This window comes from Kribbella lupini (genome assembly GCF_039529595.1).
In the GTDB taxonomy this organism is placed as follows: Bacteria; Actinomycetota; Actinomycetes; order Propionibacteriales; family Kribbellaceae; genus Kribbella; species Kribbella lupini.
Window position 1 is genome coordinate 427,629 of record NZ_BAAANC010000003.1, and the last position, 13,740, is coordinate 441,368.

11 protein-coding genes are annotated in these 13,740 nt (G+C 68.5%); 8 read left to right on the top strand and 3 right to left on the bottom strand.

Annotated features, from left to right (window positions below; translation table 11 throughout):
- The first annotated feature begins 104 nt into the window (after positions 1-104).
- Complete coding sequence (locus tag ABD235_RS28210) at positions 105-1,361, top strand: family 16 glycosylhydrolase (RefSeq protein WP_344179605.1); 1,257 nt, start codon at positions 105-107, stop codon at positions 1,359-1,361.
- A gap of 57 nt (positions 1,362-1,418) precedes the next feature.
- Here ABD235_RS28210 and ABD235_RS28215 read toward each other — a convergent pair whose 3' ends face one another.
- Complete coding sequence (locus ABD235_RS28215; protein WP_344179607.1) at positions 1,419-2,759, bottom strand: GH1 family beta-glucosidase; 1,341 nt, start codon at positions 2,757-2,759, stop codon at positions 1,419-1,421.
- Between the two features lie 93 nt (positions 2,760-2,852).
- Complete coding sequence (locus tag ABD235_RS28220) at positions 2,853-4,037, bottom strand: ROK family transcriptional regulator (protein ID WP_344179609.1); 1,185 nt, start codon at positions 4,035-4,037, stop codon at positions 2,853-2,855.
- A gap of 334 nt (positions 4,038-4,371) precedes the next feature.
- Here ABD235_RS28220 and ABD235_RS28225 point away from each other — a divergent pair, with 334 nt between their 5' ends.
- The 7 genes from ABD235_RS28225 to ABD235_RS28255 all read left to right on the top strand — a co-directional run bounded on the left by ABD235_RS28225 (position 4,372) and on the right by ABD235_RS28255 (position 12,908).
- On the top strand, positions 4,372-5,382 hold the full coding sequence (locus ABD235_RS28225) for a LacI family DNA-binding transcriptional regulator (protein WP_344179611.1): 1,011 nt from the start codon (positions 4,372-4,374) through the stop codon (positions 5,380-5,382).
- Between the two features lie 194 nt (positions 5,383-5,576).
- The gene (locus ABD235_RS28230) at positions 5,577-7,253 is read left to right on the top strand and encodes an ABC transporter substrate-binding protein (protein WP_344179613.1); all 1,677 of its coding nucleotides are present in this window, start codon (positions 5,577-5,579) and stop codon (positions 7,251-7,253) included.
- Between the two features lie 78 nt (positions 7,254-7,331).
- Complete coding sequence (locus ABD235_RS28235) at positions 7,332-8,402, top strand: ABC transporter ATP-binding protein (RefSeq protein WP_344179614.1); 1,071 nt, start codon at positions 7,332-7,334, stop codon at positions 8,400-8,402.
- On the top strand, positions 8,399-9,379 hold the full coding sequence (locus ABD235_RS28240; protein ID WP_344179615.1) for an ABC transporter permease: 981 nt from the start codon (positions 8,399-8,401) through the stop codon (positions 9,377-9,379). Before ABD235_RS28235 ends, ABD235_RS28240 begins: the two co-directional genes overlap by 4 nt.
- Before the next feature lie 2 nt (positions 9,380-9,381).
- Positions 9,382-10,422 carry an ABC transporter permease gene (locus tag ABD235_RS28245; RefSeq protein WP_344179617.1) on the top strand — a complete coding sequence of 347 codons (1,041 nt, stop codon included), beginning with the start codon at positions 9,382-9,384 and terminating at the stop codon, positions 10,420-10,422.
- Complete coding sequence (locus ABD235_RS28250; protein ID WP_344179619.1) at positions 10,422-11,429, top strand: ABC transporter ATP-binding protein; 1,008 nt, start codon at positions 10,422-10,424, stop codon at positions 11,427-11,429. The genes ABD235_RS28245 and ABD235_RS28250 overlap by 1 nt, the downstream gene beginning before the upstream one ends.
- 75 nt (positions 11,430-11,504) lie before the next feature.
- The gene (locus ABD235_RS28255) at positions 11,505-12,908 is read left to right on the top strand and encodes a GH1 family beta-glucosidase (RefSeq protein ID WP_344179621.1); all 1,404 of its coding nucleotides are present in this window, start codon (positions 11,505-11,507) and stop codon (positions 12,906-12,908) included.
- Positions 12,909-12,986: 78 nt separating this feature from the next.
- Here ABD235_RS28255 and ABD235_RS28260 read toward each other — a convergent pair whose 3' ends face one another.
- Positions 12,987-13,676 carry a hypothetical protein gene (locus tag ABD235_RS28260; RefSeq protein WP_344179623.1) on the bottom strand — a complete coding sequence of 230 codons (690 nt, stop codon included), beginning with the start codon at positions 13,674-13,676 and terminating at the stop codon, positions 12,987-12,989.
- Between the last annotated feature and the right edge of the window lie 64 nt (positions 13,677-13,740).

Below are 13,740 nucleotides of genomic sequence, written 5' to 3' on the forward strand. Positions count from 1 at the left end.
TCACAGCAAGCTCCCTCCCAGCGATTCCCTCTCTCGTTCCGTCCCGCCCCCGCCCCCACGACGGCCGGACCGCCCCGTTCGGCCGCGCGAGAAATGAGGCACGCATGAGGTTCCCGCGTTCCCGGTTCCGGGCCGCCGCCCTGCTCGCCGCAGGCGCCGCTCTGCTCGGCACCGCCGTACTCCAGTCCCCCGCCGACGCCCGTACGCCGGGCGACACCGCCGCCGCTCAGGTGATGGCCCCGCAGGCCACCATTTGGGAGGACAACTTCGACGGCCCGTCCGGCCAGGGCCCCGACCAGAACAAGTGGCGCTTCGACATCGGAGGCGGCGGCTGGGGGAACAACGAACGGCAGTACTACACCAACTCGACCCGCAACGCCGCGCTCGACGGCGGCGGCAACCTGGTGATCACCGCCCGCCGTGAGAGCGGCGGCTTCCAGTGCCACTACGGCACCTGCGAGTACACCTCGGCCCGGCTGCTCACCGCGCAGACGTTCACCCAGACCTACGGCCGCTTCGAGGCGCGGATCAAGATCCCCGGTACGCAAGGGGTGTGGCCGGCGTTCTGGATGCTCGGCGGCGGCAACTGGCCGAACGACGGCGAGATCGACATCATGGAGAACATCGGCCGCGAGCCGAACATCGTGCACGGCACGATCCACGGCCCGGGCTACTCGGGCGCGGACGGCATCGGCGCGGCGTACACCTCGCCCAACGGCCAGCCGTTCCGCAACGACTTCCACACCTACACGGTCGACTGGGCGCCGGACTCGATCACCTGGTACGTCGACGGCGTCCAGTACCAGCGCCGTACGCCGGCCGACCTCGGCGGCAAGACCTGGGTCTACAACCACCCGTTCTTCATGATCATGAACGTCGCGGTCGGCGGCTACTGGCCGGGCTACCCCGACGGCAGCACCGTGATGCCGCAGTCGATGGTCGTCGACTACGTCCGGGTCTCGACCCTCGGCAGCAGCGGTGGCACCGGCAGCCAGATCACCGGTCTGGCCGGCAAGTGCCTGGACGTCGCCGGCGCGAACGCGGCCGACGGCACGACCGTCCAGCTGTACGACTGCAACGGCACCAACGCCCAGAAGTGGACCCGTCCGGGCGACGGCACGATCCGTGCCCTCGGCAAGTGCCTGGACGTCGCCAACGCCGGCACCGCCGACGGCACCCGGGTCCAGATCGCCACCTGCAACGGCAACGCGGCCCAGCAGTGGGTGTACTCCGGCGCGAAAGACCTGGTGAACCCCCGGGCGAACAAGTGTCTCGATGTCACCGGCAACAACTCGGCGAACGCCACTCCGACGCAGATCTGGACCTGCGGCGGCGGCGCCAACCAGAAGTGGAACCTCTGACCGAGAACTGACGAAGCCCTCCCGAGCCACCGGCTCGGGAGGGCTTTCGCTTTCGACTCAGGAGCGGTGCGACTTGACCAGTTCGGCGTACGTCTTGCCGCTGGTCTTCATCACGCGCTTGCCGGTCGGGTAGTCGACGTAGGCCAGGCCGAAGCGCGGGGCGTAGCCGTAGGCCCACTCGAAGTTGTCCATCAGCGACCAGGCGAAGTAGCCGGCCAGCGGAGCGCCCTGCTGGACGGCGCGGACGCACGCGGCCAGGTGACCTTCGAGGTACGCCGTCCGCTGGGCGTCGTCGACATTGAAGTCCGCGTCGGGCTGGTCGACCCACGCCGAGCCGTTCTCGGTGATGTAGATCTTCTCCGCGCCGTACTCCTTGGCCAGGCGCAGGATCAGCTCCTCCAGACCGGCCGGGTGGATCTCCCAGTCGAGCATGGTGTGCTCGGGATTCGGGCCCGGGACCTGGCTGAAGCCGAGGACGGGCACGGTGTCGTCGGCCTTGATGATCTGGCGGAAGTAGTAGTTCAGGCCGATGAAGTCGGTCGGCGCGGCGATGATGTCGAGGTCACCGGGCTGCTCGGGCAGCTCCACGCCGTACGTCTCGACCATGTCGGCCGGGAAGCCGCGGCCCGACGTCGGGTCGAGCCACCAGCGGTTGATGTGCCCGTCGGCGATCCGCGACGCGCGGATGTCCTCGGCACTCTGGCTGGCCGGCTCGCAGCCGCTCAGGTTCACGACCAGGCCCACCGACGGCGGCTCCGGGCACGACTCGCGCAGCGCCTGCACGCCGAGCCCGTGCGCGAGCAGCAGGTTGTACGACGCGCGCACGGCGATCTCCGGGTCGGTGATACCGGGCGCCATCCGGCCTTCCCAGTGGCCGATCCAGGCCGAGCAGAGCGGCTCGTTCAGCGTCACCCAGTCGCGGACGCGGTCGCCGAGTCTCGCGCCGACGATTGCGGCGTACTCGGCGAACCGGTACGCCGTGTCGCGGTTGTCCCAGCCGCCGAGATCCTGCAGCGCCTGCGGCAGATCCCAGTGGTACAAGGTGACGAACGGCTTGATGCCTTCGGCAAGCAAGTCGTCGACCATCCGGTCGTAGTACGCCAGACCGGCTTCGTTGACCGCGCCGGAACCGGTCGGGATCACCCGCGGCCAGGCGATCGAGAACCGGTACGCGTCGACGCCGAGCTGCTTGATCAGGGCGAGGTCCTCGGGCCAGCGGTGGTAGGAGTCGCAGGCCACGTCGCCGGTGTCACCGTTGTCGATCGCGCCGGGAACCCGGCAGAACGTGTCCCAGATCGACGGCAGCCGGCCGTCGGCGTCGACAGCGCCTTCGATCTGGTACGCCGAGGTGGCGGTACCCCAGACAAAGTCCTGCCGAAGCGGGGAGAGCTCGACCATCGGTGACCCCCAAAGGGTGGGAAGGCGGTTTTTTCAAAGCATAGTTGAAGTCCTGAACGTCGCGCAGCGAGTTCAGGTTCCGGAACCCCGGGATCAGCCGGCAGCCAGCCGTTTGGTGCTGCCACCTTCGCGCAGCAACCGCAGAACCGGCAGTGTCGCAGCGCCCAACGCGACTGCATCCCGGCCCAGTTCACACAGTTCGATCGTCACCTGCTCGTACGGCCGATGCAGCGCGTGCTTGCCCACTGCTTCACGAAGCTCGGGCAGATACCGCTCCCCCAGCAGCAGGCCGGACCAACCACCCAGCACGATGCGCTCGGGGTTCACCAAGTTGACGAGATTGGCGAACCCGGCGCCCAGATAGCCGATCGTGTCCTCGACGACCTTGGCCGCCACCTCTGACGAACCGACAGCGCCCAGCAGCGCGATGAACTCGGCCTCGTCGTCGTCGGACCGCGCAGCCGGCCCGCCCGCCAGGCGGTACCGATCGAGTACGCCGTCCGCGCCGACGTACGCCTCGAGGCAACCTTCCGCGCCGCACCGGCACCGGCGGCCGCCGTACATGATCGTCGTGTGGCCCCACTCGCCCGCGCTGCTGCGGGTGCCGCGGTAGCTCGTCCCGCCGGTGACCAAGGCCGCGCCGACCCCGGACCCGACCAGCGCGACGACGGCATCGGTCGCGCCGCGCCCGGCACCGAACCACATCTCGGCCTGGCCCAAGGTGTTCGCGCCGTTGTCGACCTGGATCGGGATCTGCGTCCCCGCCGCGAGCATCGCGCCCAGCGGAACGCCGTCCCAGCCCAGCGTCTGCGCGTGCACCACGGCGTCCGCGGGTCCTTCGACCACACCGGCGACCGCGACTCCGAGCCCGAGCACCCGTTCAACCGGTACGCCGGCCTGCGCGATCACCGCGTCGAGGCCCTGCAGCACGTACTTGACCGCCAGCTCGGGCGCGGGCTTCGGCGTCTCGATCGGATACACCACGGTGGCGAGCACCGACATCGCCAGGTCGAACAGCTCGACCCGAACCCGCGTCTCGCCGACCTCGGCGCCGACGACGTACCCGAAGGTGGGTGCGACCCGGAGCAGCACGCGCGGCCGGCCGCCGTCGGACTCGACCGAACCGGCCTCCTCGACGATGCCTTCCTCGAGCAGCTCGCCGACCAGGTTGCTCACGCTGGCGGCGCTCAGCGACGTCTCGCGGCCCAGCTCGTACCGGCTCAACGGGCCCTGGCGGTAGATGCTCGTCAGGATCACCGACCGGTTGGACCGCCGCATGTCGCGCACAGTCGTCCGGCGTCCGTCCATGGTGTTTCGACCCGCCCTCTGCGAACCCCGCTGCCAGGCCACCACGGCGGCCGCTGAAATCGATCCCTCCCCCGCAGTCCATCATGCCGCAGCGCCGGGCCGCCAGAGTTGAGGCGAACCGCGCGCCGGACTTCTTACAAATCGTGAACTTAGCCCTGTTTCGTTATCGCGTCGTGATTGACGTGACCTGGCCCACTCCGCTTCACTCTACGGAACCGCTTCCGAAACCGGTTCCGAACACAGCGTTCACGAACCGGCAACAAACCGCCCCCGCACCACCCCGACCGCCCGAGGGGAGATGTGAATGTCGATCACGATCGCCGATGTCGCGGCTCGTGCCGGTGTCAGCAAGACCACCGTGTCCCGGGTCCTCAACGGCAAGGGCGAGCTCGATCTGCGCACCGCCGAACGGGTTCGCCAGGTGATCGCCGAGCTCGGGTACGTGCCCAGCGCCCGGGCCGTCGGCCTGGCCCGCGGCCGGACCCGGATCGTCGGCATGCTGGTCCCCTCGCTCACCTGGCCCTGGATGGGCGAGGTGCTGCAAGGGGCCGTCGACGTGGTCGAGACCGAGGGCTACGGCCTGCTGCTGTTCACCTGCAACCGCGGTGAGGAGTCGATGCAGCAGTTCGCCTCGCAGGTCTCGGCACAGTCGTTCGACGGCCTGCTGGTGATCGAGCCGGAAGGCACGCTCGCCTACATCGAGCAGTTGCACTCGCGTGGCCTGCCGGTCGTCCTGATCGACGACCGGGCCAAGCAACCCGTGTTCCCGTCCGTCGCCACCACCAACCGGGCCGGAGGTGAGGCCGCCGCCCGGCACCTGCTGGAGCTCGGTCGCCGCCGCCCGCTGGTGATCACCGGCGTGGACTGGTTCGGCTGTACCCAGGAACGCCTGGACGGTTTCCGCGACACCTACGCGGCGGCCGGTCTCGAGCTGGACCCACGGCTCGTCTTCGAAGGCGACTTCACCCACGAAAGCGGGCGCCGCGGCGTCCAGCAGGCGCTCGAGGCCGGTACGAAGTTCGACGCGATCTTCGCGCACAACGACCTGTCCGCCGGCGGCGCCATCCAGGCCGTCCGGGAGACCGGGCGGAACGTGCCGAACGACGTGTCGGTGGTCGGCTTCGACGACATCCCGTACGCCCAGCACACCGAACCCCCGTTGACGACGGTGCATCAGCCGATGCGCCAGATGGGCCAGACCGCGGCCCGGATGCTGATGGACTACTTCGGCGGCAAGCCGCTGCCGGAGGCTCCCCAGGTGCTGCCCACGACGCTGATCGTGCGCAGCTCGACCGCCCCCGCCCGCCCCTCGTAGAGCTCCGGTGGCGAGGTAGCTGCCCCTGCTTCGCCACCGGACCCCTCAAGCCCCTCAAGCACCGCCGACACCGATCTGTTAAGCCGTGTGCTCTTTCCATGAGAGCGCTTTCACGGCACGATGCGTGCCCAACCGCACCACCCGACAGTCATTCGACCGTCATCCGCCAGCAGTGGACGAACACAGGAGGAACGATGCGAGCACGACGCTCAGTCGCGCTGGCCCTCGCGGGCCTGCTCGCGGCAGCACTGGCTGCCTGCAGCAACGGGGACACGAACAACTCGAACGCCAGCTCCGGCGGCGGCGCCACGGTGCTCAACGTGGGCATGCCGAACGGCCCGCAGACGGAGAACCACAACCCGTTCCTCGGATCGTCCTCGGGCGCCTCGCTCGGGTACCGGTGGATGATCTACGAGCCGCTGGTGATGATCAACCCGCTGAAGCCGCAGGAGAAGGGCAAGCCCTGGCTGGCCACCGACTTCACCTGGGCCGACAACTTCACCAAGCTGTCGTTCACGGTCCGCGACGGCGTGAAGTGGTCCGACGGCAAGCCGATGACCGCCGAGGACGTGGCCTACTCGTTCCAGCTCCGCAAGGACAACGAGGGGCTGAACCAGGACGCGATCCCGTACGGCACGATCACCCAGACCGGGACCAAGGTCGACCTGACCTTCCCGCGCTCGCAGTTCGTCAACCAGAACAAGATCCTGGGCGTTTTCGTGGTGCCGAAGCACCAGTGGTCGACGTTCAAGGACCCGAGCCAGGACACCGTCAAGGAGCCGATCGGCACCGGCCCGTACAAGCTCAAGTCGTTCACCCCGCAGACCACCACGCTGGAGGTCCGCTCGGAGTACTGGCAGGAGCTGCCGAAGGTCAAGGAGTTGCGCTACACGTCGTACAACGACAACAACGCGCAGACCACCGCGCTGGCCAACGGCGCCTCGGAGTGGAGCTTCGTCTTCGTCCCGAACGTGAAGACGGTCTTCCAGGCCAAGGACGAGAAGAACCACAAGGTCTGGGCGCCGGGCACGCTGGGCATCCACGGCCTGTGGATCAACACCACGGTGAAGCCGTTCGACAACCCGGCGCTGCGCCGGGCGATGAACCTGGTGATCAACCGCGACGACATCTTCACCCAGGCCGAGGCCGGCTACTTCTACCCGAAGATCGAGTCCGTCACCGGTATCCCGAGCCCGGCCGGTGAGTCGTTCATCGCGCCGGAGTTCAAGGACAAGAAGCACGCCGTCGACGTCGAGGCCGCCAAGGCCGAGCTGACCGGCGCGGGCTTCAAGCTCGAGGGCGACACCCTGAAGGACCCGTCCGGCAAGCCGGTGACGATCACGCTGACCGACCCGGCCGGCTGGTCCGACTACGTCACCAGCCTGGAGATCATCAAGGACAACCTGACCTCGATCGGGATCAAGGCCACCGTCGACAAGGCCAACCAGGACGCCTGGTTCAAGGCCGTTGACGAGGGCAACTTCCAGGCCACGATGCACTGGACCAACGGCGGCGCGACGCCGTACGACATCTACCAGAACATCATGGACGGCAAGATCCTGAAGCCGGTCGGCAAGGGCGGCGTCAGCGGCAACTACGGCCGCTACAACAACCCGGAGGCGACCAAGGCGCTGGACGCCTACGCCAACGCGGCCGACGAGGCGGCGCGGACGGCGGCGCTGAACACGCTGCAGAAGATCATGGTCGAGGAGATGCCGATCATCCCGACCGGCGCCTCGAACATCGGTGCCCTGTACAGCACGAAGAACTGGGTCGGCTGGCCCGACGACACCAACGCGTACGGGCCGGCGCAGCCGACCCAGCAGACCGCGCTGCAGATCGTCCTCGCCCTGAAGCCCGCAGGGGCCTGACACCCCACCGCGGCCGGGAGCTCTCCACCTGGGGCTCCCGGCCGCGGTTCCCTGTGCCCATCGACCCAGGAGTCGGAAATGACGGCGACGCCAGCAGCACCACCGACCACGACCGACGACGTGGTCCTCGAGGCCGAGAACCTCACCAAACACTTCCCCGTACGCCGGGGCCTGCGCGACCTGTTCACCCGTGAGCGCAAGGCCGTGCACGCGGTGGACGACATCCGGCTGACGCTTCGCCGCGGGCGGGTCACCGCCCTGGTCGGCGAGTCCGGCTCCGGCAAGTCCACCGTCGCCCGGTTGATGGCGCAGCTGTACAAGCGCACCGACGGCGACATCCGGCTGCACGGCGAGTCGATCACCGTGAACGGCGGCCGCGCGTTCCGCGCCTACTGCCGCCGCGTGCAGATGATCTTCCAGGACCCGTTCGCCTCGCTGAACCCGGTGCACACCGTGCGCTACCACCTGACCCGCGCGCTGAAGATCCACGGCCGCGCCGGCAAGGGCAGCGCCGAGCTCGAGCAGAACCTGAACGACCTGCTGCTGCGGGTCCAGCTGACCCCGCCCGAGCGCTACCTGGACAAGTTCCCGCACGAGCTGTCCGGCGGCCAGCGCCAGCGGGTGTCCATCGCCCGCGCGCTCGGCGCCAACCCAGAGGTGCTGCTGGCCGACGAGCCGGTGTCGATGCTCGATGTGTCCATCCGGCTCGGCGTACTGAACCTGCTGCGGGACCTCAAGGAACGCCTCAACCTGGCCATCCTCTACATCACCCACGACATCGCCTCGGCCCGGTACTTCGCCGACGAGACCCTGGTGATGTACGCCGGCCGGATGGTCGAGGGCGGCGACTCCGAGACCGTCACGCAGCACCCGGCCCACCCGTACACGCGGCTGCTGATCGAGAGCGCGCCCGACCCCGACCGGCTGGACCGCGTCGGTGACGCCAAGGACGCGCCCGAGGACGAGGCCGGCGGCGAGCCGCCGAGCCTGATCGCGCCGCCGACCGGCTGCCGGTTCCACCCGCGCTGCGTGCACGCGATGCCGAAGTGTTCCACCGACCTGCCGCCCCGGTTCGAGCTGCCGGTGGTCGACAGCGGCCAGGCCCACTGGGCGGCCTGCTGGCTCTACGAGGAAGGAGCGGCGAAGTGAAGTTCCTGCTGCAACGGATCGCCTTCTACCTGTTCACCGCCTGGGCGGCGATCACGATCAACTTCTTCATCCCGCGGATGATCCCCGGTGACCCGGTCACCTCGCTGATCAACAAGTTCCAGGGCCAGATGAGCACCGAGGCGATCAACTCGCTGTACGTGCTGTTCGGCCTGGACAAGAACGCCAGCCTGTGGAGCCAGTACGTCGACTACTGGGGCCAGGTGTTCAAGGGCGACCTCGGGCTGTCGTTCACGTTCTTCCCGACGCCGGTCTCGGAGATCCTCGGGCAGAGCCTGCCGTGGACGATCGCGCTGGTCGGCATCACGACGTTCGCCAGCTTCATGATCGGCACCGGCCTCGGCGTACTGGCCGGCTGGCGGCGTGGATCCTGGCTGGACGGCCTGCTCCCGGTGACCACGTTCCTGTCGTCGATCCCGTACTTCTGGCTCGGCCTGATCGCGATCACGCTGCTCGCCGGCTCGGGCAGCTTCTTCCCGTCGTCGGGCGGGTACGAGCCCGGTCTGGTACCGGCCTGGGACAGCGAGTTCATCGGCAGCGCCGTACAGCACAGCCTGCTGCCGGCGATCACGATCCTGATCTCGTCGGTCAGCGGCTGGATCCTCAGCATGCGCAACATGATGGTCACCGTCGCCTCGGAGGACTACATCACCGTCGCGCACGCCAAGGGCCTGTCCGAGCGCCGCGTGATGCTCAGCTACGCCGCCCGCAACGCGCTGCTGCCGAACGTGTCGGGATTCGCGCTGTCGCTCGGCTTCATCGTCGGCGGCACGCTGCTGGTGGAGATCGTCTTCTCGTACCCCGGGATCGGCTACAACCTCTTCCAGGCGGTCGGCGCCAAGGACTACCCGCTGATGCAGGGCGTCTTCCTGGTGATCACGATCTCGGTGCTGGTCGCCAACCTGATCGCCGACATCGCGTACCTGCTGCTCGACCCGCGCACCCGCAAGGAGGGCTGACGATGTCCGCACCCACCAGCACCATCACCGCGGTCACGCCCGACGGCCCGGAGGTCGCGGCGGCTCCGGCCAAGCGTCAGCGGCTGCGGTTCGTCGCGAACCCGAAGGCCGCGACCGGTCTCGTCGTCCTCGGCTTCTTCTGCCTGATCGCGGTCATCGGCCCATGGATCGCGCCGTTCGACCCGTCCGCGCGCAGCGCCGACCTGCTCCAGCCGCCGTCGGGCAAGCACTGGTTCGGCACCACTCACCTGGGCCAGGACATCCTGTCCCAGATCCTGGTCGGCACCCGCGGTGTGATGTTCGTCGGCCTGCTGGCCGGCATCGTCGCGACCGCGCTGTCGGTGCTGATCGGCGTCAGTTCGGGCTTCCTCGGCGGCGCCGCCGACGAGGGCCTGTCCGCGCTGTCGAACGTCTTCCTGGTCATCCCGGCGCTGCCGCTGATCATCATCGTCGCCTCCACCATCCCGGGCGCGGGTGACCTGATGGTTGCCTTGGTCATCGGTTTGACCTCGTGGGCCTGGGGAGCCCGGGTACTGCGGGCGCAGACGCTCTCGCTGCGACGGCGGGACTACGTCGAGGCCGCCCGCGCGACCGGTGAGAGCACCTGGCGGATCATCACCGTCGAGATCCTGCCGAACCTGACCGCGATCATCGCGTCCGGCTTCGTCGGGACGGTGATCTTCGCGGTGATGTCGGAGATCACGCTGGCCTTCATCGGCATCTCGACGATCTCGGAGTGGAACTGGGGCACGATCCTGTTCTGGGCGCAGAGCCAGCAGGCCCTCGCCCAGGGCGCGTGGTGGTGGTTCGTCCCGGCCGGCCTCGCGATCGCCGTACTGGGCACTGCCCTGTCGCTGATCAACTTCGGGATCGACGAGTTCGTCAGCCCGCGGCTGCGCAGCAGCGGGCACACCCGCGTGAAGACCAAGGACGGCCACACCGTCCGGATGAAGGTCGGGTTCACGCCGGTGCTGAACACCTCCGGCCGCAAGACTCCGGTCACGCCGGTGGTCCGCGCCGACGAAGCGAAGGGCACGATCTGATGGCCAAGCAACCCGTGCTGGAGATCAAGGACTTCAACGTCGACTACGGGCTGGGCGACCAGGCCGTCCGCGCGGTCCGCGACGTCACGCTGACCCTGCACCGCGGTGAGGTGCTCGGCCTGGCCGGCGAGAGCGGTTCCGGCAAGTCGACGCTCGCGTACGGCGTGACGCGGCTGCTTCCGCCCCCTGGTGTGATCAGCGGCGGCTCGGTGATCTACCACCCGCCCGGCGACCAGCCGTACGACGTGATGGCGCTGACGCCGGCCGAGCTGCGCAAGTTCCGCTGGGCCGAGACGTCGATCGTGTTCCAGGGCGCGATGAACTCGCTCAACCCGGTGCACAAGGTCTCCACCCAGATGCTCGACGTGATCCGCGCGCACGAGCCGCAGCTCAGCTCCGAGGCACGCTGGGCCCGGGCCAAGGACATGCTCAAGCTGGTCGGCATCTCCGCCGACCGGATGGACGCCTACCCGCACCAGCTGTCCGGCGGCATGCGGCAGCGGGTGATGATCGGGATGGCGCTCGTGCTCGAGCCGCAGATCGTGATCATGGACGAGCCGACCACCGCGCTGGACGTGGTGATGCAGCGCCAGATCCTGGCCCAGCTGGTCGAGCTGCGCGAGCGGCTCGGGTTCTCGGTGCTGTTCATCACCCACGACCTGTCGCTGCTGGTCGAGTTCTCCGACCGGATCGCGATCATGTACGGCGGGCGGATCGTCGAGGAGGCTCGCTCGGCGGACCTGTACAAGGACTCCCTGCACCCGTACAGCGAGGGACTGCTGAAGTCCTTCCCGGCACTGCGCGGCCCGCGCCGGGAGCTGAGCGGGATCCCGGGCTCGCCGCCCGACCTGCGCGGCATGCCCAGCGGCTGCGCGTTCCACCCGCGCTGCCCGCACGCGTTCGACCGCTGCTCGACGGAGATCCCCGTCCTCGGCGTCCCGGAGGCCAGGAACGACCCGAACCGCCAGGTGGCCTGCTGGCTGCCCGGCCGGGTCCCCGTCGCCTAACTTCTTCCCCGAAGGGAGTCAGTACGGCGTACCGCGCCGGCCCACCGGCCGCGCGCGGAACGCCGCACGTCCACCATGAACACATCTGCTGCCCCCACCACCTCCGAGGCGGACCTGGTCACCCGGCTGCCGGCCGCCTTCCGCTGGGGAGTCGCCACGTCGGCGTACCAGATCGAGGGTGCTGTCGACGTCGACGGCCGGACCCCGTCGATCTGGGACACCTTCTGCCGCGTCCCCGGCGCCGTGCACGACGGCGACACCGGTGACGTCGCCTGCGAGCACTACACCCGGATGCCCGCCGACGTTGCCCTGATCAAGGATCTCGGGATGGACACCTACCGGTTCTCGGTGTCCTGGTCGCGGGTCCAGCCGCACGGCACCGGCGGCGTCAACCCGGCCGGGATCGCCTTCTACGACCGGCTGGTCGACGAGCTCCTTGCTCAAGGCATCGACCCGTGGGTGACCCTGTACCACTGGGATCTCCCGCAGGAGCTCGAGGACGCCGGCGGCTGGCCTGTGCGTGACACTGCTTATCGGTTCGCGGACTACTCGATGCTGGTCTTCGACGCGCTGAGCGACCGGGTCGACACCTGGACGACGCTGAACGAGCCGTGGTGCTCGGCGATGCTCGGGTACGCGTACGGCGCGCACGCGCCCGGCAAGCAGGACTACCCCGCCGCGGTCGCCGCCGTGCACCACCTGCTGCTCGGCCACGGTCTCGCGACCGAGCGGATGCGCGAGGCGGCGCCCCGCAAGCTCGACATCGGGATCACGCTGAACGCGGCCACGGCGTACCCGGCCTCGGACTCCGAGCCCGACCTCGAAGCCGCCCGCCGCGCCGACGGGATGGGTGCACGGCTGTACCTGGACCCGCTGGTGCACGGGCGCTATCCCGCCGACGTGATCGCCGACCTGGCCGCCGAGGGCGTCTCGCTGCCGGTCCAGGACGGCGACCTCGCGACCATCTCCGCGCCGATCGATGTCCTCGGCATCAACTACTACTTCAGCCAGCAGTTCACCGGCTACGCCGAGGACGGCAGCACCGTCGACGCCGCCGGCCTCCCGATCAGCCGCACCCTCCCGCTGAACCGCCCCCGCACCGCGATGGACTGGGAGATCGTCCCCGAGGGCTTCACCGACCTGCTGGTCCGGATCAGCAAGGACTACCCCGGCCTCCCGATGGTCATCACCGAGAACGGCGCCGCCTTCGACGACATCGCCGACGAAACCGGCTTCGTCGCCGACGAGGGCCGCACGGCGTACTTCACCTCCCACCTGGCCGCCGTCGCCACCGCGATCGAACAAGGCGCCGACATCCGCGGCTACCTGGCCTGGTCCCTCCTCGACAACTTCGAATGGGCCTACGGCTACGAAAAACGCTTCGGCATCGTCCGCGTCGACTACGAAACCCAGCAACGAACCCCCAAGCAGTCGGCCTTGTACCTGCGAGACCTGGCCCAGCAGCACCGAGCCCGCTGATCGTTCGGTTTCGGCACGGATCCCGCGTCCTCCGACGGTGGACGCGGGACCTCGTGGGCGGCGCCTGGAGACGAGAGGTCAGGTCGCCAGCATCTTCTTGTTCCGGATCAGCGTCTTCGCGCCCTGGATGTCGCGCCCCGTCGTGTTCGAGGTCGCGTCCATCGAACACTCGATCGTGGTAGCCCCCGAGGTCGTCAGCTTGAACCGTTCGAGCTGGATCTGCTGCTGCCCCACGCCCTCCACCGCCACCTGGACCGTGTCGGACTTGGTGGCCACGGAGACGACGTCGCGGTAGAAGTACACGTCGGTCTCCTCGCGGCTGCGCTGGTCCTCGATGAGCGAGACCTGATACTTGTACGAGTGGAGCTCCTGCTCACCGAAGAAGATGACGATGCCTTCGCAGGTGCTGCTCCGGAACACCCCGTCTTTGCCCTTCTTGACGCGGCCCGAGAAGGAGTTGCCGCCGACGACGATGGGCGGGATCAGGCTGACCTCGTCGGCGTCCAGGCCGAGCTTGTCGAGTGCTTGCGGCTTCAGACCGGCGAGGATTTCTCTCACCTGCCGGTCGAGTTGCTCGTCCGTCGGGCGATCGGCCGCCTGCCGGTAGATCAGGAACCCTCCGAGCGCCGCGAGGGCCAGTCCGATCAGAATCGGTCCGGCGCTGCCGAAGAACAACAGCAGTACGCCGACGACGATGCAGATGATGCCGGGTTTGTATGACACCGGCGTGAAGTACCTGCGGTTGCGTTCGTAGTTGATCGAAGCCATGCCGTCCCCTCCCAGGGCATAGTGAATTACTTCTTTGATCGACATCCGGCGACGGACCCGAGAC